Raw genomic sequence first — 25,452 nt, 5'->3', positions numbered from 1 at the left:
AGTCAGTTACTCCCTGCACCGACTAGCGGCTCGGGGCCGTCGTCCCCGTGGGTACGTCGTGGGAATGGAGGAGATCGCCGGTCTCCTCTCGGCGATGAGTGCCTCCCTGGACGATGTCTCGACGGTCAACCTCGCATCCAACCCGCTCTACAACCACCGGTATGACGTCGAGTTCGACATCCGGGGGACATGGTCCCTCTACCGCCGAGTCCGCAGACTCGTGGTGGCGCCGTGGGTGATGGGTCGACTGGCCGCGCAGCGTCGCACCTTCATCTACGTAGGCGCCGAGGGGTTTCTCGTGTCCCTCGTCGACGGTCGTGACCGGGAGCTGGCCTTCCTGCGTGATCGGGGACGACTGGTGGTCTGCTACTTCACGGGCTCGGAGGTCCGGTCCCAACCGTTGATGAACGAGTTCGGCAGGAGGCTGGGACGTGACGTGCTCACGACCTACGAACCCTTGGTGTCACCAGGGATCGCGAGCGCGGCTGCCGACCGACACCGTCGCAACCTCGTGGCTGCGGCCGAGCGAAACGCGCAACTCATCTTCAACGCCACGGTCGACCAGATGTCGTACTTCGCGCTCCCTACAGAACCCAGCCCCTACTTCTTCCCGGATGAACGAATCGCACGACGACCCGACAAGTGGCGTGATGTGTCGCGCCCGGTTGTCGTGCACGCTCCCACCTCGCCGGTCATCAAGGGCACCCAGTTGGTTCGTGCTGCCGTGAAGGGGCTCCTCGAGGATGGCTTCGACTTCGAGTATGTCGAGCTGAGCAATCGGCCGAACGCGGAAGTGCTCGCCGCGTTGGAGAAGGCGCACATCGTGCTGGGGCACTTCTACCAGTTCATCCCCGGCATCATCGGCCTCGAGGCGATGGCCGCCAACTGCGTCCTGCTCTCGTCCGCCGACGGGACCATTGAAACCTCCTTGCCGGCCGGCGCCAACGACGCCTGGGTGGTGACCCCTTCGTGGCGTGTTCGCGACAAGCTCGAGGCCGCGCTCAGGCATCCGCAGGAACTGCAGGCTCAGGCTGATCGTGGAACCTCTTGGATGCAAGACCACTGCTCGCGTTCGGTAGATCAAGCGCGCTTGACGCGGCTGCTGAATGACATTGGGGCTTGAGCAACTGAATCCCTTGCTGCATTGGTGTAGTTATCCGCGGACAGTTGATCGGGTGGTTCACGAGTCGAGGTCTCATCCGTTCTGAGATCCTTCGCGGCTCCACGATCCCCGCTTCAGTGAGATAGCGTGCGCTCGATGTTGAGACCGAAAGGCGAGGGCTGTGCTGAATAACCACGGTGAGTATCGGCTGCCGAGGGTTCACCTTGGTAAGAAGCGACCACGCTCCTACGGGGGACTGTTGGAGCGCGCAGATTTGGGCCTACACGCCCAAATCGCTTCTGTTGTCTCTGCGAACGCAACGCCCGGCGCTCGCATCCTCGACATGGGAGCTGGGGAAGGGGCTTTGGCTAAGCGGCTTCGGGATCGGGGATTCGACGTGCGGGCCGTGGATGTCGACGTCGAAGGCTTCAAGGCACCGGGAGTGCCTTTCGAAGTGCTCGACTTCGATGACCCTGCTGCAGTCGACGGCTTCATAAATCGAAATGAAGGCGCCTTTGACGTCGTTCTCGGGATTGAGGTGATTGAGCACGTCGAGAATCAGTGGTCGTATGCGCGGCAGTTGTACCGGCTGCTGAAGCCGGGCGGATTAATGCTTGTTACCACACCCAATGTGACGTCGTGGTTGTCCAGAGCCACCTTCCTGTTCCGCGGTCGCTTCCACCAGTTTGCCGACGAAGATGTGAGCTACGGACACATCAGCCCCATCTCGGCTTGGGAGCTAGATCTGATGCTGACCCGTATCGGCTACCATGACGTGGAAATTCGATCGGCTGGCACCCTCCCGCCGGTCTTCATTACCGGATTCAACAGCGTGACCCTTCTCAGTCTGTTGTTTTTGCCTTTGAGGCCGTTGCTGCGTGGATTCCTCGACGGGTGGTGCATCATGGCAACGGCGCGTACGCCGTCGGCCCAAGAGATTCCCTAGCTGGGTGAGGCCTTCCGCCGCCTCCAAAGTGGATGATCGACCTCACCCGCTGTCGATGCATCGTGATCAGTGGGGGTCAACGCACGCCAGTATGCGGAGAGCCCGACGTTGAGGGTCGTCATGCCGCCCGGGTTCTCGGTGCTGCGCTGCACCACGACAGGTTCCAGCCGGGCGGCAACGCTCCGCCAGTCGACCCGGGCCGTTGCCTGGACGCGGGCACGTTTGGCCGCAAGGGGCTTCACGTTCCGCGCGACCCAGAGCCAGGACTGCAGCTTCTGGCGAGCCCAGCCTTGCCGGGCCGCCATGACGAGCAGGAGTGGCTCGGTGACCAGGAGCGCTGGGAGCACCCGCCGCAGCAGCGGTGCGGGATAGGTCGTCAGAACGGTGACGAGACGGTTCCGCTCCAGCAGGTACATCTTGTCGGGATTCTTGGTGAAGGCGTACGAGTGCGCTGCCACGGCCTCGGGGACGTAGACCACGCGGAGGCCGGAGAGCCAGCACCGCAGGCTGAGGTCCGCGTCCTCGTGGTAGAGGAAGTAGGACCGGTCGAGCCCGCCGAGCTGCTCCCAGACCGTGCGGCGGACCGCGAAGAACGCGCCGCTGATCGAGGCCACGTCGCGGGGCGCCTGGTGGCGCGACGAGGGCTCGCCAAAGCCGCCGGCCCAGCTGATACCCAGGAAGTGCACCGGGTTCCCGGCGGCGTTGACGACGGCGGGGTCGTCGGCCATCACGACCAGGCCGGTCGCGAGGCCCACCCCCGGGTCATGGACCGCGGACCTCATCGCGTCGAGCGCTCCGGGACCGATGACGGCGTCCGAGTTGACGAAGACCAGCACGTCACCGGCGGTGGCGTCCGCGCCGAGGTGACACCCGTCCGCGAAGCCGCCGTTGCCCGGGGCGGTCACGAGCCGGACGCCGGTGAGGTCGGGGAGGGCGGTGACGCCGTTGTCCACGAGGACCACGTCATCGCCTTCGGCCAGCTCCCTGCGGATGGCGGCCAGGCAGGCGGGCAGGTCCGGTTCGTCGCCGTAACCGACGACGACGACGCTGAGGGTGCTCACGTCGCGCGGACCGACTCCGCCCTCGGCGAGTCAGACGCAGCGGCCGAGGCGTCGCGCCGGGACAGCTGGTCGACAGCCGTCTTGAGCAGGGCCACCTCCTCGGCGAGGACGCGGGTGCGCTCCTGCAGCCGCCCCGCCTCGGAGCTCAGCTGCATGATCATCACGAGCATCACCAGCATGCCGAGGAACAGCAGCAAGTTGAACGGGACGGTGACGCCCAGCGCCGTGGCGGCGCGACCGAGGAGGTTCGGGAAGAGCGCCAGGGCTGCAGCGCCGGTGCCGAGGACGACCCACACGAGGGCGTACCTGCCGCGCAGGTACCGGCGGCGCACCATCTCGACGATGACGAGGACGATGAGGAGGCCGCCGGCGACTCCCAGCCAGTAGGCGTCGTGGGTCACTGAGCGCCGTCCGGGGCGAGGGACCAGTCGCGGACGAGGCCGAGGACCACGACGACGCAGGCGCGCGCGAGGTCGATCGTCGACCCGAGGATGCCGCGGCTCGGGTGGCCGCCGAGGCGGGGGAGCATGGCCACGGGCACCTGCGAGACCGTGAGCCCCGCCTTGTGCGCGATGACGAGGGTCTCGAGCGTGTCGCCGAGGTACTCCGCCGGGTAGTGCTGGGCGTACACGCGGATGGCGGCCGGCCCCGCAGCGCGGAACCCGGAGGTCGAGTCGTTGAGGCGCACGCCGAGGATCCACGTCATGACCTGCGCGAGCACCTGCATGGCCCACTGGCGAGGACCCCGGACGACGTAGTCGCCACTGCCGGCGAAGCGAGCGCCGATGACGACGTCGGACGTCGCCAGCCCGTCCAGCAGGACCGGGATGTAGGCGGCGTCGTGCTGGCCGTCGCCATCCACCTGGACGACCGCGTCGTAACCGTTGCGGGCGGCATACCGGAAGCCGGTCCTCATCGCCCCGCCGACGCCCAGGTTGAAGGGGAGCTTCGCGACCATCGCGCCCGCAGCCCGTGCCGTCGCCGCAGTCTCGTCCCTGGACCCGTCGTCGACGACGAGAAGGTCGGCGAAGGGGGCGTTCCGGCGGACATCGGCCACGACACCGGCGATGGCCGCGGCCTCGTTGTACGCGGGGACGACGACGAGCACTCGTGTGCCTCGAGGTGTCCCCGTGTGCATCGCCGGTCCCATCGCCGTGGCTGACTTCCGCGCCCGCGTATGAGGCGTGCTTGACACAGTGCCAGCAGGGGCCGTGCAGGGGGAGAGGCGGACGGTGGTTCTGACCGAACGGCTGAGGTACTGCGGCCGAACGGCACCAACCGTGACAAGTCGGACACGGCGAGCGAACGGATCACGCCTCGGTCGTGGGTCTGCCCGAGCGGCAGGACGCGGCGAGCGGGACCGCGGGCCCACGGATACGCTGACGGCCATGTCAGCCGAGGGTGGAACCACAGCGATCCTTGCGGCCCTGGCCGCCAACGTGGGGATCGCCGTCACGAAGTTCGTCGCGTTCCTGCTCTCGGGTTCGAGCTCGATGCTCGCCGAGTCCGTGCACTCCCTCGCCGACTCCGGCAACCAGGGCCTGCTGCTGCTCGGCGGGAAGAAGTCCAAGCGAGATGCGACCCCCGAGCACCCGTTCGGGTTCGGGCGCGAGCGCTACGTCTACGGCTTCATCGTCAGCATCGTGCTCTTCAGCCTCGGCGGGTTGTTCGCGCTGTACGAGGCGTACCACAAGTACCACGAGAGCCGGCTGCACGGGGGGGCGATCACCAGCTGGCAGTGGCTGCCCATCGCGGTGCTCCTGGCCTCGATCGTCATGGAGGGCTTCTCGTTCCGCACCGCTGTCCGGGAGAGCAACCGGTCGCGCGGCAGCCGGTCGTGGAGGGAGTTCATCCGGTCGGCCAAGGCTCCCGAGCTCCCGGTGGTGCTGCTCGAGGACTTCGCGGCCCTCATCGGTCTGGTCTTCGCCCTCATCGGTGTCTCGCTCACGCTCATCACGGGCAGTGGCGTCTGGGACGCCTTCGGCACCGGTGCCATCGGCCTGCTGCTGGTGACCGTGGCCATCGTGCTGGCGATCGAGATGAAGTCGCTGCTCATCGGGGAGTCAGCGAGCCCCCGGGCCCGCCGACGCATCGAGGACGCGCTCGCGTCCACCGACGGCATCGAGCGGGTCATCCACGCCAAGACCCTGCACCTCGGGCCCGAGGAGCTGCTCGTCGCCGCGAAGCTGGCGGTCTCTCCCGGGTCGGACGCGGCGGCCATCGCGGACGCCATCAACCGCGCCGAGGCAGCCGTCCGGGCCACCGAGCCCGACATGACCCTGGTGATCTACCTCGAGCCGGACATCGACCTCCGTGAGTCAGCGGTGCCGCCCGAGGGCGCCACAGCGGTGCCGCCCGAAGGCGCCACCCCTGCCACCCCGGCCGCCGCCGGCTGATCCGCCAAGGGTCCTCAGCCCGGGGCGTTTCCCTCAGGCATGCCGTCCTCGTCGGTGCCGGCCGGCACGTCCTCGGCGTCGGGGTCGACCTGGTAGTCGCTCTTGATCGCGTCCCAGGCCTCGAGCTTGTCCTCGTCGAGGTCGAGCTCGACCTTCTCCTCGGTGGCGGACGTCGAGGCGGGGGAACCGGCCTCGGCTGCGTCGGTCGTCGTCCCATCAGTGGCGGTCTCGTCCACCTGGGCGTCGGCGACCTCTCCGGGGACGTGGGTGCTCGGCTCGGTCATGGTGTCCCTCTCGCCTGGGTCGGGTGTGGGTCCTTCCTACTGCACGCCATACGGACTCGCACCCGCACGACCTGCCGGGAGGGGCTCCACGCCCCGGACAGGGGGCAGCGCCGGCCACGAGGCCATGGCCGCCCCAGCTCGCGCGGCGGCGCTCGCGGGGGAGTGGTGCGGGCGCAGCGCGTCGGGGACGTCGATGCTCAGCTCGGCACCGCCCTCCCGGGAGGTGCCGGCCACGAGCCACCCGCTGCGGACGCGGGCCAGGGCGTGCACCATGGCCAGGCCCAGACCGGTCTGGGAGTACTCGTCGCGGAACTCGTCGTCGAGCAGGGCCGCCCCGACGGCGGTGGCGGGTCGTTCGCGCCAGCCGTTGATGGTCTCGATCTGCGCCGGGCTCAGGCCCGGGCCCGAGTCGGCCACCCCGAACTGCACCCGCCCGGCGGAGCGGCGGGCGAAGAGGCGGATCGTGGCCTCGGGCCCGGTGTAGCGCAACGCGTTCTCGACCATGGTGTCCAGCACGGCGCGCAGCCGTTCGGGGGCGAGCACCAGCTGGCCGACGTCGCTGTCGAGCTGCCAGTTGCGGTCGGCGATGGTCGACCACCGGACGAGGACCTCCCTCATCGCGTCGTCGAGGTCCACCACCTCGCGGGTGGTCCCGCCCTCGAGCGAGATCGCCCGGACCAGCCGGTCGCACACCCGCTCCAGGCGACGCAGCTCGTCGTCGACGACGACGAGGTCGGCCAGGCGGTCGGAGCGGTACTCGCTGGCGGTGAGCAGGCCGAGGTAGCCCCGGGCGATGGTCAAGGGGGTCCGCAGCTCGTGCGAGGTGATCCGCGTCAGGCGCTCGCGGCTCGCGCTGAGGGCGCGCTCCTTCTCGGCCATCTCCCACACCTGCACCAGGGCCCGCTGCCTGCGCTGGATGTTGTGCATGACCATCCACATGAGGATCGCCAGCAACGGCAGCTCGGTGGTCTCGATCCAGTTGATCTCGCTGCGCATCGCGCTGAGGATGAACTGCACGGTGCTGATCAGCCAGAACAGTCCCAGCGTCGGCAGCGTCAGGCGCTGCTCGCCGAGCCCCAGCCCGTACAGGGTCACGAACACGACGAGTGCGATGTGGAACGGGAGCGTCTCGAAGCCGAGGTAGAGCGGCATCGCGCAGATGCTGGCGACCGCGGTCGCCAGCCAGGTGCCCATCAGCAGGCGCGGGTGGGCAGGCTCAAACGTTGGGGATGCAGTATCCGACACCACGCACCGTCTCTATCGGGGGATGGGGGGACAGCTTGGAACGAAGCCGGCCGATGCAGACCTCGACGAGGTTGCTGCCGGGATCGAAGTCGAGCCCCCACACGTCGTTGAGGAGCTCCTCGCGGGTGCAGACGTCGCCGGCCCGCCGCATGAGGTGGGCGAGCAGCGCGGACTCCCGCTCGCTGAGGACGACCCGGCGGTCGTCGCGCTCGACGATGCGCCGGTTGGTGTCCAGGCGCAGGCCCGGGGTGCCCAGGAACCGGTGGTCGCTGCCGGTCCGGACGTCGGAGGCACCCAGGTGCCGGTTGATCCGTGCGAGCAGCTCGATGAGGACGAACGGCTTCCCGACCACGTCGACCGCACCCTTGTTGAGCGCCTGCACCCGCGCCGACACGTCGTGCATCCCGGTGAGGACGATCACCGGCGGCGGCGAGGGGAGGTCGGGGAGCCGGTCGAGGACCCCCAGCCCGTTCGTGCGCGGCAGGACGAGGTCGAGCAGCATGAGGTCGAAGTCCTGGGCCCGCAGCTGCGTCAGCGCCGAGTCACCGTCGGGCACGCCCACGACCCGGTGACCGACGTCGGACAGGGCGCGCGACAGCAGGACGCGGATCCTCTCCTCGTCGTCCACCACCAGGATCGTGCTCACCCAGGTCCCCTGCTTCCTCGTCGTGCGCTGCCGTGCAATGCACTCCTGCCTGAGGATGACGCACGTCGGGGCATTGGAAATCATGCGTGTGGATGAGATCTGAACGTCTCCTGAGGGAGCAGATGCCGCTCTCTGACGGGTTCCTGACGACTTCATGACAGGTCGATGACGGCGACGTGTCGGGTGCTTGAGTCCCCGATGACGACATCCTGAGGCGGATGTGACGCGCTGCTGAATCTCCAGTGACCGCAATCTCTTTCGGTCGTGACGAAGTCGTGAGGGTTCGCCGGTCGGCGGGTGCAAACGGTCAGCGGCGGCGGAGTCTGTCCCTCGGGGGCGGTGTTCCCCACCGGTGGGGCGACCAGCTCGACCGGCTCGCTCGTTGGAGGTCCTCATGCGCACACGCACCCGCACCGTCGTGGTCGCCCTGCTGGCGATGGTGGCCGGCATCCCGGCAGCCGCACTGCCCGTCGTCGCGCACGCGGCGCCGGCTGCAGTTCCTGCCGCGGCGACGCCCGGAAGCATCACGCTCGCGGTGGCGAGCGCGCGGACCGTCCGGCCGCAGGCCGGCTTCGTCCACGAGGGTGATGCCGTCACGGCATACAAGTGGATCGTCAACGAGGACGCGACGGGCAATCCCGGCACCGCCACCGCCCCGCTCACCGACCAGTGCCTGCCCAGCAGGGCGACCGGCGGGTCGACCAACCCGAACTACGCCGACACCTGCCCCTGGCCGAGCACGCGCAGGACGAGCGGGTTCGCGCCGATCGTGGCCCAGGGCGACGAGACCGACCTCAGCCGCACCAAGGCCCTCGAGGGGCTGCCGCCGGGCAAGTACCTCATCTCGGTGACCGCCAAGGACTTCAAGATCGACGGCGCGCACTTCACCGTCACGCCGGGAGGGACCCAGCAGGTCTCGGTGGCCATGAACCCGACCCCGCTGCCCCTCAGCACCATCAAGATCCAGGTCTTCGAGGACAACGCCCCCGTCGACGGCACCTACGAGGTGGGCGCCGAGCAGGGCCGGGCCGGCTTCACCGCCAACCTCACCGACGTGTTCGGTCCCGTCTCGGTCGACTACTACGGCAACGCCCTCTGCACGGTCTACAAGCACCGCACCGCGAACGCCGCCAGCCCGATCCTCTTCGACGCGGACGACCGCCCGATCGTCGACACCACCCGCAGCACGGGCAAGTGCGTGAGCGACGCCTCCGGCGTCATCACCATCCCCAACCTCGGACCCAACCGGTATGCCGCGCTGGTCACCCCGCCGGCGCCGGTCGCCGGACAGACGTACCAGTGGGTGCAGACGACCACGCTCGAGGGCGCGCACGACCACGACATCTGGATCCAAGAGGGCTCCACCGGTCTGGACACCGAGATCGTCAAGGGCGCCGAGCCCGTGCCGGCGGTGCAGTTCGGCTTCGTCCGGACCAAGGCGCTCCCCTCCGGGACCAGGGCACCCAAGGGCGAGGTCAAGGGCAGCGTCGTCGCCGGTCTGCCCTACGTCGGCGGCCAGGGAGGGCAGGTCATCCCCGAGACCGGGTTCGCCGGGGCGAAGGTGGGCGGCCCGATCAAGAGCCCGTGGGTGGCCCTGTCCGACCTCGGCGCGGGCGACGCCGCGGTCTACGTCGGCCGTGGCGCGACGAACGGTTCCTTCGACATCAAGAACGTGCCCGACGGCGCCTACCAGCTGACCCTCTGGGACGACGACCAGGACTACATCCTGTGGAGCTTCAACGTCACGGTCGTGGGCGGCAACGTCGTCGACGTCGGGCAGAAGATGCTCGTGGGCTGGTTCACCCACATCTACGGCTCGGTCTTCATCGACAGCAACGGCGACGGGGTCCGTGACCCGGGGGAGCGTGGCGTCCCGGGCTTCGGCCTCACCCTGCGCGAGCGCGACAACTCCCTGATGGACCAGTACACCAACACGGTCTCGACCAACACCGAGGGCAGCTACGACATCCGCGAGGGCTACCCCCTGAGCAAGTGGCTGGTCCTCGAGGCGTTCAACACGCGCTACCGCACCACCGGCGTGACCTGGCAGGCCGAGAACGAGACCGAGCCGACCACCCAGCTCGGTGGCCTGGTCGACCTCAGCGTCCTGCCCGTCATCGGCCTCGGTGGCCGCGTCGACTGGGGTGTGGAGCCGGTCCCCGGCGCGGAGAACGGCGGCATCGCCGGCACGGTCACCTACGACGTCACCCGCAACGAGCTCGACCCCGCGGATGCCGCCACCGAGGGCTACCAGCCCGGCATCCCCGGCATCGACGTGCACCTCTACGCGAGCAAGCCCTGCACGGCGACCACCGACGAGGACAAGGCGAACACCTGCCGCCAGGGCAAGGAGATCGTCCCCCTCAAGGTGACCGGTCCCGACGGCACCCTGGTGGACAACCCCGACCCGCAGCGCGGGGCCCTCGCCCGCGGGCCGGAGCTCGCGGACTCGACCACCACGGAGGAGTACGCCCCGCCGCGCGGCTGCACGGCGCGCAAGTACAACGGCGCCGAGCTGACCGACCAGCAGGCCCTGCCGGAGTCGGGTGCCGCCGCGAACCGGATGTGCGTCGAGGCCCCGATGATGGGTTTCACGGCCGGTCCGAGCGACTCGACCGAGGGCGACGGGGCCCAGACCGTCAACGGCAACTACGGCTTCTCCGAGTCCAACCTCAACCTCTTCCCGGTGGGTGACGACCGCAACCCGGCGCCCGACCACGACCTTCCGCTGTACGCGAACCTCAAGGACGCCGGGTACCACCCGCAGCCCCTGACGGCCAGCGACTACATCGTCGGCGTCGACATCCCCGACAACCCGGTCGGCGGCAAGCCGATGTACAAGGTCACGTCCGAGGAGGACATCAACGTCTTCACCGGCGACACCTACCTGCCGCAGGAGAACTACCCCCCGGCCACCCCGGCCATCGCCGCGGACCCCGGCGACCCGCCGGCACCCGAGGTCACCCCTCCCAGCCAGGACCCGTCCCAGACCGGCGGCATCGTGTCCGGCTGCGCCGGACCCCTGCACAAGGTGAACGTGACCGACGAGGACTTCCTCGCCGGGGGCGGCAGCCCGTTCCAGGGACAGGACCGGCCCTCCTGCCAGGACAAGCTCGTCACGGTCCGGGCCGGACAGACCACGGCACCGACGTTCAGCCTCTTCACCGACGTGCCGATCCCGACCCACTTCTGGGGCCTGACGATCAACGACCTGGGGCTGTCCCTCGACAAGCGCAGCGCGAACTACGGTGAGGCGCAGGGGCTTCCGTACGTGCCCGTCGGCCTCTACGACTACGCGGGACGGCTGGCCTACACGGCCCACACCGACTTCAACGGCATGTACGAGGCGCTCATGCCCTCGACGGGCACCTACAACTGCCCCGTCCCGGCCGGTCCGTGCCCGAACATGTACCGGTTCACCGGCAACGACCCGGGTGTGCCCGGCGCGCTCAACACGGACTACAACCCGCGGTTCAGGACGATCTCCGCCACCTTCCAGGGCTGGCCCGGCCTCTACACGGTCACCGACACGGCGCCGACCCAGGTGGCGGCGACGGTGCTGACCCCCGACACGACGGTGGCCAACAACACCGTGTGCGACGTGGACCCCGTGACCCCCCAGCTGTTCGCGGTCGACAAGGTGTACGTCCGGCTCACCGACAGCAACGCCCAGCGGCTGGTCACCATCCGTGGACGCGGGTTCGGTGCCAGCCAGGGTGCAGGCTCGGTGCGCCTCGGGTCCGCCAACGCGAACGTCATCTCGTGGTCCGACGAGGTGATCACGATCCGCGTCGGGGCCAACGCCGCCGCGGGCGCGCAGCAGCTCGACATCACCGCGTCCAACGGCCAGCACGCGACCAACAGCCTGACCCTGCACGTCCTCGACGCCGTCGGCGCCGCGGGGACGACGCAGAACAACCCCCGCATCGCAGAGGTCGCACCCAGCGGTGCCAACACCTACCGCACGATCCAGGCCGCGCTCGAGGCCGCCCGCCCGACGAACGCGACGCCCTACTGGCTCGTCGTCGTCCGACCCGGGGCCGCGACCGCGGTCAACCCCCGCGGCGAGTACTCCGAGAACCTCATCGTGCACAACCGGGTCCAGGTCCAGGGCTTCGGTCCCGGTGGCTTCGCCGCCAACGGCAGCTGGGTGCCCGGCACCATCGTCGACGGCTCGAGCTTCAGCGCCGACCAGGACAGCGGTACAGCCTGGATCGCCCTGCTCAACAGCCTGTCGTACGCAGGTGCCCGAGCGGTTCCTGACGGCGCGGTGTTCACGGTGCTCTCGCCGAGCAGCAACGCGGTGCCCACCGCCTACCCGCTCATGATCGACGGGTTCCAGGTCACCGGGGGCATCCAGGTGGACCAGCCCACGAACGTCAACGTCATCACGGGCGGGGTCAGCACCCCGTACGGCGCCACCGGGGCGCTCATCGCCCAGGGCGGTGGCATCTACGCCCACAACGCCGTGATGGGCCTGAGGGTGACGAACAACGTCATCGTCGGCAACGGCGGTTCGTACGGCGGCGGCATCCGGATCGGGACGCCCTACGCGGGCAACAGCCGGAACTACGGACCGGTCATCTCGCACAACCAGATCCGGGACAACGGCGGCACCAATCTCGCCGGCGGCATCGGCCTCTTCGAGGGCAGCGACGGCTACTCGGTCGACCACAACGCCATCTGCGGCAACCACTCGTCGGAGTACGGCGGTGGGGTCTCGGCCTACGGCTACCAGGCGCACCCCGCGGCGACCAGCGCGGGCTACGGCCCGGGCGGATCGGTGGACCACAACACCATCTGGTTCAACAGCTCCTACGACGAGGGCGGCGGCGTGATGATCGCCGGCGAGCTCCCTGCGGACCCGAACACGCTGTCCGAGGGCACGGGGCCGGTGAAGATCGACTCGAACCAGATCCGGGCCAACCTCGCCAACGACGACGGCGGCGGGATCAGGCTGCTGCAGACCTCGGGGTCGCACATCTCGCAGTCCTCCCCGGAGACCATCTCCATCACCAACAACACCATCGCCAACAACGTCTCGGCCCACGAGGGTGGGGGCATCGCCCTCGACGACGCGGCCTTCGTCGAGGTGGTCGACAACACGGTGGTGAAGAACCTGACTACCGCGACGGCCATCACGAGCGACGGGACCCCGGCCGCGGCCGGTCTGTCGACGGCGAGCTTCAGCGACCCGCTCCTCAAGCGGCTGCGGAACACGAACCAGTTCCCCAGCGCACCGGGAGTGGCTGCAGCCGGGTTCGCCAAGCCGACCCTCCTCGACGACCTGTTCTGGGACAACCGGGCCGGGAGCTACGTGGGCGGCTGGGTCCGAGGGATCGGGGGCACGCTCCCCGACGGCACGACGAACGACACCAACAACTGGGACATGGGCGTCATGGACCTGCCGGGAGCGCAGCTCCACCCGGTCAACTCGGTCCTGCAGACCACCACGGGCACCGACGGTGGGGCCAGCACCAGGGTGAGCACCGACCCGAAGCTGCGGTCGCCGTACGACCTCACGGTGGACGTGCTCGCCGCACGGGCCTACCCCGCCTTCCGGCAGGCGGCCATCGTCACGACGAAGCTCCCGCTGACGCTGCTGGGTGACTACCACCTGGCGACCGGCTCGGTGGCGATCGGTGCCGGGGTCGCCAGCACCGCCGGGCCGCTGCCCGGCACCACCGTCGTGGCTCCGGGCACGGACATCGACGGTCGCAACCGGCCGACCAACCCCGGCAGAAGGTACGACGCCGGTTCGGCGCAGTTCGCCCCCTGAGACACCGGTGCGGGCCTCACCCCCTCACTTGGGGCCCGCACCGGCCACCACCCGAAGCACCACTCACCCGCACCACCACTCACCACCGCAGGACACGGACCAGAGGAGACCACCGTGAGCGACACAACGGCACCGGGCGCGAGCCGCCGGTCCTTCCTGCTCGGCGCAGCCGGCGTCGGAGCGAGTCTCGTCGTGGGGGCGCGCGTCATCGCCCCCAGCCCCGCCCGGGGAGCAGGCCTGCCGGCAGCAGCACCGGCGGCCTCGCCGGCGCGGGTCACCCGCAAGCTCCACCTCGTCGGCACCGACGGCTGGGCGGCCATGCCGGCCAGCGCCCCGGCCGACCTCCCGTTCTTCCCGGACCCGTTGGCCCCACCCGGGTTCAACACCTACACGTTCGGGTTCAGGGACGTGACCGGGATGACCCCCACCCAGGTGGCAGCCCAGCGCGGCAAGGCGCAGATCAGTGCCCCGACCCTGGTGTTCAACGAGGAGGAGGACATCACCATCACGTTGTCCAACCTCGGTCTGGTCCTGCGCCCCGACCTCTTCGACGGGCACACCCTGCACTGGCACGGGTTCGTCAACGCGATCCCGTTGTTCGACGGCGTGCCCGAGCTGTCGTTGGCGGTCCCGATCGGGCGCGACCTCGACTACTTCTACCGTCCGCACGACGCGGGCACGTACATGTACCACTGCCACTTCGAGGACGTGGAGCACGTGCAGATGGGCATGACCGGGATGCTGTGGGTCAAGCCCAAGCAGAACTCGACCCCGATCGGCAACGACCCGTTGGGCACGAAGTACGCCTACAACGACGGCGACGGGTCGACGAAGTACGACCGCGAGTTCGGATTCCTGCTCACCGAGCTGTGGTCGGCCGCGCACTACCGCGACGCCCACATCCAGGTCAGCGACTGGACCGACTACGACCCGTCGTTCTGGCTGATGAACGGCCGCGCCTACCCCGACACCCTGGCGCCGAACGGTGACCCGACCAGCACGGCAGCGGGTCGCCTGCAGTACCAACCGAACTCGTCATTGGTCACCTGCAACGCAGGGGAGCGCGTCCTGCTCCGAATGTCGAACCTCGGGTACCAGAGCCACACCATGACCGCCGACAACATCGACATGACGGTCGTCGCCAAGGACGGGAGCCTCCTGCGCGGCAGGGACGGCACCGCCAACTACCTGTCGACCACGTCGGTCGACATCGGTCCGGGTGAGAGCCGGGACGTGATCTTCCAGGCGCCCGGGCCCGGCGAGTACCTGCTGTACGACCGGCGCTACAGCTACCTCAACAACGGCGGCGGTGGCGGCTACGGCGGCATCATGACGCGGATCCGCGTCGGCGCCCCCGGCACCTACCCCGCCCAGACCAGCCCGAACGCGTGACGAGGGGAACCGTGATGACACCCACCCGCATCCCGAGGCCACGGCGGTCCGCCCGCTGGGCCGTCGGCGCCACTGCCCTGGCGGCCGCGGTCGTGACCGCCCTGCTCGGCGGTCCCGCCCCTGCGCAGGCCGCCGCAGACAACGGCCTGCTCTGCGACACCTCGCCCACGAACACGTTCACGCTCAAGGCCGACGACGACTACATCGCCACCCCCGACGGCAACAGCATCTACATGTGGTCCTACGCGAACGAGGTCCGAGGGCACTTCCAGTTCCCCGGGCCGACGCTGTGCGTGACCAGCGGCCAGAAGGTCACCGTCGTCCTGCACAACACCCTCCCCGAGGCCACGTCGATCGTGTTCCCGGGCCAGAAGGGGGTGGTGGCCAACGGGGCCCCCGCCCAACCGCAGTTCGACGGCGGCGGGTCGCTGACCTCCCTCGTCCAGGCGGCCCCCGCCAGGACCGGCACGGTCACCTACACGTTCACGGCCGGGTCGCCCGGCACCTACCTCTACAAGAGCGGCACGGACGTCTCCAAGCAGGTCCAGATGGGGATGTACGGCGCGCTCGTGGTCCGGCCCGACGGCCACCCGGACCGGGTCAACTCCCGCGCCGACTCGGCCTTCAGCCCCACGCACGAGTACCTGTTCCTCCTGTCCGAGCTAGACCCCGAGGCGCACCTCGCCGTGGAGCGCGGCGGCCCGATCGACTGGACGACGTTCAAGGCGCGCTACTTCCTCATCAACGGCCGGAGCATGCCGGACACGTTGGCACCCAACAACGCCTCGTGGCTGCCCAACCAGCCGTATGGCGCGTTCGTGCACATCCGCGCCTACGACGCGACCACCAACCCGCTGCCCGCGACGATCCGCTACCTCAACGCGGGAACGGTCGACTACCCGTTCCACCCGCACGGCAGTGACGAACGGGTCGTCAACCAGGACGGCCAGCCGGTGCAGGGCGACGGTGGGCAAGACCTGTCGTACCTCAAGTACGACATCGACGTGCAGCCCGGACAGAGCATCGACGTGCTCATGGACTGGCGGGACGTCGAGCACTGGAACGAGCTGACCAACCCGGTCCCGACGAACCTGCCGGCCATCACCGACCAGCTGCTGGTCGGGACGGACACCTGGTTCAGCGAGAGCCCCTACCTCGGTGTGAAGAACCCGCTCCCGGCGAACATCACCGACAACAACGTCTGCGGCGAGTACTACCACGTGGCCCACAGCCACGCGCTCCAGCAGGCCACCAACTACGGCGCCGCCTTCGGCGGGATGATGACGGTCTTCCGCATCGACCCCGTCGCCGGCTGCACGACGAACTGAGGTCGGCGATGAGCACCTACGGTCGAAGCACGAACGTCCCGTGGTCCGCACGCGGCGGGCGCTGGTTGGTCGGCCCCGTCGTGGTCGCCCTGGCCGTGTTCGGGACGGCAGGAGCCGCGGTGGCCCACGCCCCCGCGCACAACCCGGCGCCGAAGCCGGCCGGCTCGACGGTCCAGCGCAGCGGCGTCTCGCCGACGGCACCGACCCGTCGCACCGCGCCGGTCGCGCCGACCCTCGACGCCGCCGACAGGGCCGCCGTCGTCGGGTCGACCACCACCCAGCTGCTGCCCGCCACGGGGCGGGCCGCAGCGGCGGGCACCCTGAGCCCCAGCGGCTGCACGACCACCGGCACCGCCGTCGCGTGCGACCTGTGGTCGCTGCCCGGCACGACGAGCATCCTGGGCCGTTCCATCCCGATCTGGGGCTTCTCGCTGACCGGTGACGCGGGCTCGGCCACGGCCCCCGGTCCACGGCTGGTCGTCCGCACCGGCGACACGGTGACGGTCACCCTCCACAACGGGATCAGCACCGCGATGTCCCTGGCGTTCCCCGGCATCCCCAGCAGCTCGTTCACCTCCGGGTTGTCCGCGTCCGCCCAGGAGGACGGCGTCGCCACCGGCGGCACCGCCAGCTACACGTTCCAGGCGACGCGTCCCGGCACCTTCATCTACGAGGCCGGCCACACGGCCAACGGTTCGCGCCAGGTGGCCATGGGCCTCGCCGGTGCCCTGGTGGTGCTGCCCGGGGACGGGACGGCCTACGGCACCCCGGCCACGGCCTACGACGACGAAGCCGTCCTGGTGCTGTCGGAGATCGACCCGGGACTCAACGCCAACCCGCTCGGCTACGACCTGCGCTCGTTCCACCCGCAGTACCGGCTGATCAACGGCAAGGCCTTCCCGGAGACCGACGCCGTCCCCACCGACCAGGGCCACAAGGTGCTCCTGCGCATGGTCAACGCCGGATCGCGGACCCACGCCATGGGACTGCTCGGCGGCGACCAGGTGGTCGTCGGCTCCGAAGGGCACCGGGCGCCATACCCGCAGCGGCTCACGGTCGCCGCGGTGCCACCGGGGGAGACCCTCGACACCATCACGACCATGCCCACCGGCCCCGAGGCCAAGGTGGCCCTGGCCGAGACCGGCGACGTGCTCGCCAACGCCAACCAGACCGCGGCCGACCCCACCCAGACGGCCACGGGCGGCATGCTCACCTTCCTCGACACGGCTGCGCCCCCACCGGCGACCGACGTCGTCGGGCCGGTCACGACCCGTGTGGTCGCCAGCCCGAACCCGTCCAACGGACTCACCCCCGTCACGGTGTCCGCTGACCTGAGCGACGTCGCCCAGGGTGGCTCGAACATCGTCCAGGCGGAGTACGTCATCGACGACGCGGCCACCACTGGACCGGGCTTCGGCGTGCCACTGACCGGCACGTGGGGTACCTCCACGGTCGTCGGCGCCACGGGCACCATCGACACCACGGTGCTCGCCTCGCTCGACGCCGGTCGGCACCAGGTCTTCGTCCGCGCCCTCGACGCCGCGGGCAACTGGGGCGCGGTCGGTTCGGTCGTCCTCAACCTCCCCAAGACCGGCCCGTCGACCACCAACGGCTCGGCCAGGCCCAACCCTGCAGGAGCTGCCCTCGTCAAGGTCACGGCCACGGGCGACGACACCCTGGCGGGAGGCACCATCAACGGCGCCGAGTACTTCCTCGACACCGCCGGCGCTGCCGGAACGGGCACGGCGCTGACGAGGAACCGCACCGCCACCGTGGTCTCGCTGAGCGCGTCGCTGACCGCCACCAGCGTGCAGGCCCTCACCGAGGGCACCCACCACGTCCTGGTCCGCAGCCACGACTCGCTCGGCCTCTGGGGTCCACTGCTCGACATCCCGCTCGTGGTGGACCACACCGGTCCCACCGTCGACGGGGCCGCGGTCGGGCCGAACCCGACCAACGGCGTCCTCAGCGACCCGGCCAACCCCGGTTACCTGGTGGTCTCGGCCACCCTCACCGACCGCGACGCGGCACAGGGCCTGCAGAGCACCATCGTCGACGCCGAGGCGTTCCTCGACCCGACGTCGACGAACCCACCCGGTGACAGCGGCCTGCAGATGGTCGCCTCCGACGGGGCGCTCGACTCGGTGACGGAGACGGTCTACGGACTCATCCCGATCTCGCAGGTCACCTCCCTGGCCAACGGCCCGCACATCGTGTCGGTCCGCGGCAAGGACGCGGCCGGCAACTGGGGCACGCTGTTCCCGGCCACCCTCACGGTGGACAGGACCGCACCGCAGCTCAGCGCGCTGACGGCCTCGCCCAACCCCACCAACAGCGCCTCGACGCTCACCCTCACCGCGCCGACGAACGAGACGGCCTTCCGGTCCGCCGAGTACTGGCGCGGCACGGACCCGGGCGTCGGTCGCGGGACCACCGTCCCCGTGAGCTACGTCAACGGCAAGATCGTGGTCATGGTGCCGCTCGCCGGGGTGCCGGTCGGCTCGCAGTCCTTCGGGATCCGAGTCCAGGACGCCGCGGGCAACTGGAGCAACGCCCAGTCGACCACGGTCTCGGTGACCAGGGTGATGGCGATCTTCTCGGACAACTTCAACTCGGGCGGCCTCACGGCCTGGTCGGGGAGCACGGGTGGGGTCGCGGTCACGGCCTCGGCCGGGATCCCCAACGACGGGGTCAACCGTGGTCTCGCGGTGACGCTCGCGGGCCGGACCAACAACCGTCCCGGGTACGTCGTCGACTCCACCCCCGCAGGGGAGACGCTCTACGACGCACAGTTCGCGTTCTCCGCAGGCTCGTTGACGACCGGCACCGGCACCAACTCGATCTTCAACCTGTTCGAGGCCAGGACCGCGGCGGGTGGCCAGGTCTACGCCCTGCAGTACCGCGGGTCCGGCGCCACGGCCCAGGTGCGGGTCGTGCTCGACCGCACCGGTGGTCTGGCGGTGGTCAACGGTGGCTGGGTGACCCTCGGCGCCGGGTCGCACGTCCTGAAGACGGCGTGGCGGGCAGGTCCCGCGACAGGGGGCTCGCGCGGCACCCTCGTCCTCAGCCGTGACGGCACCGTGGTCACCACGGTGAACGGCCTCACCACCGGGCTCGCCGTCGACGACGCCTGGCTGGGCATCACCGGTGGGGTCACGGCAGGCAACAACTCCCCGATGGCGGGGACCGCCGCCTTCGACTCCTTCGCCTCCACCCGGGTCGGGCCATGAACCCGGGAACGACGCGGGCGGCCCGTTCAGGGGAGTGGGTCGCCCGCCCGGGCCGGGCAGTCGCCCGGCTCGGGCGCAGGGGCTGGGTCGTGGTGGCGGTCGTCCTCGCCCTCGTGGTCGCGGGTGCGGTGACCTCCCGGATGCTGTGGCACGACCCCGCACAGGCCGGTATGCCGCTCAACGTGGACCTCGAGCAGTCGGCCGGGATCCGCTTCACCCGGGTCGCCGTCGTCGCCGACGGCGGCCTCCTCGAGGCGAGCTACGTCGTCCTCGACCCGGAGAAGGCGACGCGGTTCCAGTCCGACCGCGAGCACCCGCCCGCGATCGAGAGCGAGGAACGTGCCGAGAGCACCAAGCGGGTCGCGCTGATGAAGCAGGGCCACCAGATGCGCGCCGGGCAGTCCTACTACCTCGTGTACAACAACAGCGGTGGCGTGGTCCGCTCCGGCGAGACGGCACGGATCGTCTACAACGGGTTCGTCCTCGAGCACGTGCCGGTGATCGGATGATCCCGCTGCTGCGCCGCTCAGTCGTCCCGGCCGTGGTCGTCGCGTTGGCGATGGCGGTGTTCGCCGGGGCCGGACCGGCGTCCGCCCACGCGTTCCTGGTCTCGAGCAACCCGGCCGACGGACAGGTCCTCGACTCCTCGCCGACGGTCCTGCGGATGCGGCTGAGCGAGTCGGTGCTGCTCGGCTCCACGTCGGTGACCGTGGTCGGCGGGTCGGTCCGCCACGAGCTGACCGGCCTGCGCCTCGTGGAGACCGCCGACGGCGGCGCGGCGGCGAAGGACGGGGCCGACCCGCTCACGCGTCCTCGGGCGGCTGCCTCCTCGGACGAGGCCCCGGTCGAGCTGGTCGCCCCGTTGCCAGCACTCGGTCGCGGCTCCTACCGCGTCTCCCTGGAGACCGTCTCGGCCGACGACCTGCACCGCACCGCGGCCGTCCTGGTGTTCGGCATCCAGCAGCAGGTCTCGGCCGCGGGTCGGCAGGAGGCCGCCCCACGCGTCGACGAGGCCCTGCTGCGCTGGGTCGTGCTCGCCGGCCTGTGCCTCGGCCTCGGGGCCGCACTCGTGCGCCGGCTCGCGACGCCGGCGCGGCACGGCAGCGTGGTCCGGGTCGCCCGCGCCTGCGACCAGGTCGCAGCCGCGGCGTGCGCGGTGGCCGCCCTGACCGCCGTCGGACTGCTCGCCGTGCAGCTGTCAGGGGAGGGGGCTGCCGGCCTCGGCACCCTGTTTGGTGCCTACGGTGCCCGCTGGCTGACCCGGGAGACCGGCCTCCTGCTCATCGGCGCCGCCGCGGTCCTCCGCTGGCGGCGGCTCGCACCCAGAACGGCCCGCCTGGCCGTGGCCTCCGGGGCGGTGCTGGCGACGACGGGCGAGGCCCTGCTCGGCCACGCGGGTGCGGGGGTGACCACCTCGTGGGCCAGGGTCGCCGCCACCGCGCTCCACGTCGGGGCAGCCGCGACGTGGGCGGGTGCCGCGGTCCTCCTCACGGGGTGCGCGCTGGTCCTGCGTCGCGAGGGGGTGCCCGGTCGGGCGCTCGCGCGGGCCCTGCTCCGACGCTTCGGTGTGCCGGCCGCCGCCTGCGTCTCGGTCATGGTCGTCACCGGGGTGGTCCTGGCCAGCAGCGTGGTCGCCTCCGTCGATGCCCTGCTGGTCACCGACTACGGGCGGGTGCTGCTCCTCAAGGTGGCGGCCACCGCAGTCGCCCTGGGGCTCGGACTGGCCCACACCCGCAGCCTGCACCCGAGGCTGCTGGTCGGCCGTCGTCGCGCGGCCACCGCGGCCGTCACTCCGGGCCGCTCCCTGGTCGTCGAGGGCGTCGCCGCGGGGGCAGCCCTCGCGCTGGCGGCGCTGCTCGCGGCCGGACAGCCCGCGGTCGGACCCGCACTCGTCGCCGACCCGGCCGCGCCCTTCGACCCCACGGTGTCCGCGTTCGCCGACGACCTGCAGGAACAGCTCTCGATCCAGCCGAACCGTCCGGGACCCAACGTCGCCGTCATCACGGTCTCCAGCACCCGTCGGCCGGACCCTGCACCGGTGACCGGCGTGACTGTGGCGGTGTACTCCAAGAACGGTGGCCTGCGATCCGCCGGCACCGGTGAACGCTCGGCCCTCGGGCAGTGGAGCGTGCCGGTGACCATGACGGAGGCCGGCGCCGCCGACGCCGTCGTCACCGTGACCCGCGTCGGCGTGCCGCCCACCGAGCTCGCGGTGGACTGGGTGGTCGCCCAAGCCGTCCCACCGCGTCCGGTGGTCTCGCTGGCCCCGCTCCGCGGATGGCTGCTCGCTGTCGCCTGCGTGCTCGCTGCGCTCCTCGCCTCTGCGTGGTCCGTCGCAGGACTGCGCCGCTGGCGCGGTCGCTCTCGGCGGCGCACGGGCCCTGCGGTGGAGTGGTCCGAGGTGCCCGCTGGAGCCCGCGCCACGCGCACATGGGCTGCGGCGACGGCGCTCGCGCCCGACCAGGACCCGGGGGCCCAGCCCGACCGAAGTGGACTCCCGGTACCCAGCCGGTAGACTGGGGGACTGCCGGCGTGGGTGATAACCCGCTCCTTCGATGTTCGCCCAGATGGGCTGCGCCGGGTCCGCAAACCAGCAAGTCAACTTCAGGAGTACTTCCATGTCCTTTGACTACAAGGTTGCCGACCTGAGCCTCGCCGAGGCCGGCCGTCACCAGATCCGCCTTGCCGAGCACGAGATGCCCGGCCTGATGTCCCTGCGCGAGGAGTTCGGGGCGGCCCAGCCGCTCAAGGGCGCCCGCGTCGCCGGCTCGCTGCACATGACCGTGCAGACCGCCGTGCTCATCGAGACCCTGACCGCGCTCGGTGCCGAGGTCCGTTGGGCCTCCTGCAACATCTACTCCACCCAGGACGAGGCGGCCGCTGCGGTCGTCGTCGGCAAGGGCACGCCCGAGGACCCCCAGGGTGTCCCGGTCTTCGCCTGGAAGGGCGAGACGCTCGAGGAGTACTGGGAGTGCACCGAGCAGATCCTCACCTGGCCCGGCGAGGGCGCCAACATGATCCTCGACGACGGTGGCGACGCGACGATGCTCGTCCACAAGGGTCGCGACTGGGAGGCCGCGGGCGCGGTCCCCGCGACCGACGAGCAGGACTCCGAGGAGGTCGGCGTCTTCAAGGAGCTCGTCCGCAAGACCCTCAAGGCCGACCCCACCAAGTGGACCAAGGTCGCCGAGCAGATCAAGGGCGTCACCGAGGAGACCACCACCGGTGTCCTGCGCCTCTACGAGCTCGCCGCCTCCGGTGACCTGCTCTTCCCCGCGATCAACGTCAACGACTCGGTCACCAAGTCCAAGTTCGACAACAAGTACGGCGTGCGCCACTCGGTCATCGACGGCCTCAACCGTGCGACCGACGTCCTCATCGGCGGCAAGGTCGCCGTCGTCGCCGGCTTCGGCGACGTGGGCAAGGGCTGCGCCGCGGCCCTCGCCGGCCAGGGCGCCCGCGTCATCGTCACCGAGATCGACCCGATCTGCGCGCTCCAGGCCGCGATGGAGGGCTACCAGGTCGCCCGCCTCGAGGACGTCCTCGAGACCGCCGACATCTTCGTCACCACGACCGGCAACTTCAACATCATCACCGCCGAGCACATGACGCAGATGAAGAACAAGGCGATCGTGTCCAACATCGGCCACTTCGACAACGAGATCGACATGGCCGGCCTGGCCAAGGTCCCCGGTGTCACCAAGACCCAGATCAAGCCGCAGGTCCACGAGTGGACGTTCGACAACGGGAACTCGATCATCGTGCTCTCCGAGGGTCGCCTGATGAACCTCGGCAACGCGACGGGTCACCCCAGCTTCGTCATGTCGAACTCCTTCGCGAACCAGACGATCGCCCAGATCGAGCTGTTCACGAAGAACGACGAGTACGACAAGCAGGTCTACGTGCTGCCCAAGCACCTCGACGAGAAGGTCGCCCGTCTGCACCTCGACGCCCTCGGGGCCAAGCTCACCGAGCTGACCAAGGAGCAGGCCGCCTACATCGGTGTCGACGTCGCCGGCCCCTACAAGTCGGAGCACTACCGCTACTGAGGCACCGCCTCACGGCACCAGCACCACCCGGTATGCCGCCCGCTCACCCGAGCGGGCGGCATACCTGTCTGTGGGTGCCGGCCACGGCCGAACGGGCGACTCGCCGCCCGTCGGCCACCCCCGGCCCGCCCCGATGTCTAGGCTCGCTGCCATGACGGTGGGGGAGAGGTCGGTGCCGCTGCGCCACCTCGTCGGCGCCCTCGGGCTGGTGTCGGTCGCCGTCGCGGCGACCGGGTGGTCCATCGCCTGGCTCGTCACCGCCGTCCTGCTGGCCGGGCTCTGCCGCCGCCGCGGTGCGTGCGGCCTGCCGGCCGCCCTGCCCGGTGCCTTCGTCGTCGTCACCGTGAGCGCCCTCGTCGCCGGCCTCCTGGCGAGCGCATCCGGGGTGAACCTCCTCGGCTCCGTCGCGGCGAGCCGGGCCGTGCTCGCACTCCTGTCCCTCGCCCTGGGCGTGCTCGCGTGGCGTGCGGCTGGCGACGACCCGGTGCGGCTGGCGCTGCCGTCCCGTGCCTCCGTGCTGCGACGCGGCTGGCTGGCCCCGACGCTCGTCACGGTCGCGCTGGGGGCCGCCCCGGTGCTGGGCCCGCCGTCGCGGTACGGGTGGATCTTCGCCGGCGACCACCTGCGGCTGATGCTCATGGCCGCCGACGAGTGGGAGGCCGGCGGCCTGACCTACGCGACCAACCCGTACCCCCGCGCGATCGTCACGCTGCAGGTGCTGTGCTGGACCGCCGGCGGTGGACGCGTCGACCAGGCCGGGCTCGTCTCGCTGAGTCGTGTCATGGCCTGCGTGCTCTGGCTGGTCCTCGTCATGGTGGTGCTCGGTGCCTCACTGGTCGCCCGGTCCGCGGCCCGCACCTTCGACGCTCCGCCCCGGGCGGCAGGGCTGGCGGGCTTCCTCGCCGGGTGGCTCGTCCTGCTGCCGATGTTCGCGGCGGACTACATGGCGCGGGGGTTCGAGAGCTCGCTGGTCGCGGTCGCGTGCCTCCTGGCGATCGCGGTCGAGGTGCTCAGGCCCGGGGACCAACGATCCCTCGTGGTGGCTGCGTCCGCCCTGGCCGTCCTGTCCCACACCTGGCAGCTCGTCCTGCCCGGGGCCGGCGTCGGCTTCCTCGTGGTGCTCTGGGGCACGGTGCGCGCGGGTTCGGCACGACGGCGCTGGTCCGCCGGGTTCGTCACCGTGGCAGGGGCCGTCGTCGCGCTCCCCGGGGTCCTCGCCCTGCTCAAGCCCGTCGGTGGGGTGCCGGTCAGCCATGCCGCGTCCGGGGGAGACGTCCCGACACCGGTGCTGGTGCCGCTGGCCGCGGTCGTCGTGGCGGTCGCGTACCTCGCGTGGTCGCGCCGTCGGCCGGCGCCGGTCGTGGTGGTCCTGCTGATAGGGGGTCTGACGGTGGGCCTCGCCTTCGTCCTCGCCCGCTCGGTGGGGGTTGCCATCTCCAGCTACTACCCGAACAAGATCCTGTGGGTCGGCGCCGACGTCCTGCTGGCGTTCGTGGGGGTCGCGCTCGCCGTCCTGCTCATGCGGCTCGACGGTGCGGTCGGCTGGCGCCGGGTCGGGCTGGTCCCGGTCGGTCTGGCCTCCGCGCTCGTGGTCGTGGTCGCCGGCCTGTCGATGCTCTCCGCGCCGCTCGGCTCCTGGTCCACGGTGGACGGCGACGAGGTGGTCCACGCCCTGCGCTCGCCGCGGGCCGGGCAGGCGGACGTCTTCCTCACGCGGGAGCCCGGTCCCTTCGAGCACACGGTCCAGATCATGCTCCGCTTCTTCCACGCGGGATCCCGGTATGGCGACCTGCCCACCGGCTCCGTCGCAGAACAGTGCGCGGTGCTCACCGCCTCCGACACGCCGACCGTGCTCACGACCCTCGACCCGCAGGTCGCCCGGGACCGCTTCTCCTGCGCCCCTGCCGTCCGAGTGGTCCCGGTGGACGGCTGAGCCGCACGCCCGAATTGTCCTCGTCCGAACGGCCGTTTTCGCTCATGAGTTCGTCCCCGCC

17 protein-coding genes are annotated in these 25,452 nt (G+C 70.5%); 11 read left to right on the top strand and 6 right to left on the bottom strand.

Going from position 1 to position 25,452, the window contains the following annotated elements; genetic code table 11:
- Positions 1–64 precede the first annotated feature (64 nt).
- Both ACYVKF_RS00940 and ACYVKF_RS00935 read left to right on the top strand, forming a co-directional pair.
- Complete coding sequence (locus tag ACYVKF_RS00940) at positions 65–1,123, top strand: glycosyltransferase (protein ID WP_460964185.1); 1,059 nt, start codon at positions 65–67, stop codon at positions 1,121–1,123.
- A 160-nt stretch (positions 1,124–1,283) separates the two neighbouring features.
- Positions 1,284–2,048, top strand: coding sequence for a class I SAM-dependent methyltransferase (locus ACYVKF_RS00935; protein ID WP_460964183.1), 765 nt, complete (start codon positions 1,284–1,286; stop codon positions 2,046–2,048).
- Here the strand turns inward: ACYVKF_RS00935 and ACYVKF_RS00930 are convergent.
- The 3 genes from ACYVKF_RS00930 to ACYVKF_RS00920 are packed head-to-tail and all read right to left on the bottom strand — an operon-like array spanning position 2,045 to position 4,217.
- The gene (locus tag ACYVKF_RS00930; protein ID WP_460964181.1) at positions 2,045–3,109 is read right to left on the bottom strand and encodes a glycosyltransferase family 2 protein; all 1,065 of its coding nucleotides are present in this window, start codon (positions 3,107–3,109) and stop codon (positions 2,045–2,047) included. The two genes, ACYVKF_RS00935 and ACYVKF_RS00930, sit on opposite strands and share 4 nt — an antisense overlap.
- On the bottom strand, positions 3,106–3,510 hold the full coding sequence (locus tag ACYVKF_RS00925) for a DUF2304 domain-containing protein (protein WP_460964179.1): 405 nt from the start codon (positions 3,508–3,510) through the stop codon (positions 3,106–3,108). The genes ACYVKF_RS00930 and ACYVKF_RS00925 overlap by 4 nt, the downstream gene beginning before the upstream one ends.
- Positions 3,507–4,217 carry a glycosyltransferase family 2 protein gene (locus ACYVKF_RS00920; protein WP_460964177.1) on the bottom strand — a complete coding sequence of 237 codons (711 nt, stop codon included), beginning with the start codon at positions 4,215–4,217 and terminating at the stop codon, positions 3,507–3,509. The genes ACYVKF_RS00925 and ACYVKF_RS00920 overlap by 4 nt, the downstream gene beginning before the upstream one ends.
- Positions 4,218–4,497: 280 nt before the next feature.
- Between ACYVKF_RS00920 and ACYVKF_RS00915 the strand changes: the two genes are divergently transcribed.
- Positions 4,498–5,505 (top strand): cation diffusion facilitator family transporter, encoded by a 1,008-nt coding sequence (locus ACYVKF_RS00915; RefSeq protein ID WP_460964175.1) that lies wholly within the window; start codon positions 4,498–4,500, stop codon positions 5,503–5,505.
- Between the two features lie 14 nt (positions 5,506–5,519).
- Here ACYVKF_RS00915 and ACYVKF_RS00910 read toward each other — a convergent pair whose 3' ends face one another.
- The 3 genes from ACYVKF_RS00910 to ACYVKF_RS00900 are packed head-to-tail and all read right to left on the bottom strand — an operon-like array spanning position 5,520 to position 7,680.
- On the bottom strand, positions 5,520–5,789 hold the full coding sequence (locus ACYVKF_RS00910) for a hypothetical protein (RefSeq protein WP_460964173.1): 270 nt from the start codon (positions 5,787–5,789) through the stop codon (positions 5,520–5,522).
- 36 nt (positions 5,790–5,825) lie between these two features.
- Entirely contained in the window at positions 5,826–6,983 is a 1,158-nt protein-coding gene (locus ACYVKF_RS00905; RefSeq protein WP_460964171.1) for a sensor histidine kinase, read from the bottom strand.
- Positions 6,984–7,005: 22 nt separating this feature from the next.
- Complete coding sequence (locus tag ACYVKF_RS00900) at positions 7,006–7,680, bottom strand: response regulator transcription factor (protein ID WP_056918738.1); 675 nt, start codon at positions 7,678–7,680, stop codon at positions 7,006–7,008.
- A gap of 394 nt (positions 7,681–8,074) precedes the next feature.
- Here ACYVKF_RS00900 and ACYVKF_RS00895 point away from each other — a divergent pair, with 394 nt between their 5' ends.
- From ACYVKF_RS00895 to ACYVKF_RS00860, 8 genes are all read left to right on the top strand, one after another.
- A complete protein-coding gene (locus tag ACYVKF_RS00895; protein WP_460964168.1) occupies positions 8,075–13,459 on the top strand; it encodes an IPT/TIG domain-containing protein in 5,385 nt (1,794 codons plus the stop codon).
- Between the two features lie 114 nt (positions 13,460–13,573).
- Positions 13,574–14,851, top strand: coding sequence for a multicopper oxidase domain-containing protein (locus tag ACYVKF_RS00890; protein ID WP_460964166.1), 1,278 nt, complete (start codon positions 13,574–13,576; stop codon positions 14,849–14,851).
- Between the two features lie 14 nt (positions 14,852–14,865).
- A complete protein-coding gene (locus tag ACYVKF_RS00885) occupies positions 14,866–16,179 on the top strand; it encodes a multicopper oxidase domain-containing protein (protein ID WP_460964164.1) in 1,314 nt (437 codons plus the stop codon).
- Positions 16,180–16,187: 8 nt separating this feature from the next.
- A complete protein-coding gene (locus tag ACYVKF_RS00880) occupies positions 16,188–19,409 on the top strand; it encodes a multicopper oxidase domain-containing protein (protein ID WP_460964162.1) in 3,222 nt (1,073 codons plus the stop codon).
- Positions 19,406–19,918 (top strand): hypothetical protein, encoded by a 513-nt coding sequence (locus ACYVKF_RS00875; RefSeq protein WP_460964160.1) that lies wholly within the window; start codon positions 19,406–19,408, stop codon positions 19,916–19,918. The genes ACYVKF_RS00880 and ACYVKF_RS00875 overlap by 4 nt, the downstream gene beginning before the upstream one ends.
- Complete coding sequence (locus ACYVKF_RS00870; protein WP_460964158.1) at positions 19,915–21,924, top strand: copper resistance CopC/CopD family protein; 2,010 nt, start codon at positions 19,915–19,917, stop codon at positions 21,922–21,924. The genes ACYVKF_RS00875 and ACYVKF_RS00870 overlap by 4 nt, the downstream gene beginning before the upstream one ends.
- Before the next feature lie 103 nt (positions 21,925–22,027).
- A complete protein-coding gene (gene ahcY / locus ACYVKF_RS00865; protein WP_056918744.1) occupies positions 22,028–23,458 on the top strand; it encodes an adenosylhomocysteinase in 1,431 nt (476 codons plus the stop codon).
- A gap of 151 nt (positions 23,459–23,609) precedes the next feature.
- The gene (locus tag ACYVKF_RS00860) at positions 23,610–25,391 is read left to right on the top strand and encodes a hypothetical protein (RefSeq protein WP_460964156.1); all 1,782 of its coding nucleotides are present in this window, start codon (positions 23,610–23,612) and stop codon (positions 25,389–25,391) included.
- Positions 25,392–25,452: the final 61 nt, after the last annotated feature.

The sequence above is a fragment of the Pedococcus soli genome, from assembly GCF_054782575.1.
The sequence above is the reverse complement of the archived record's forward strand: the minus strand, read 5'-3'. Positions and strand labels throughout refer to the sequence as shown.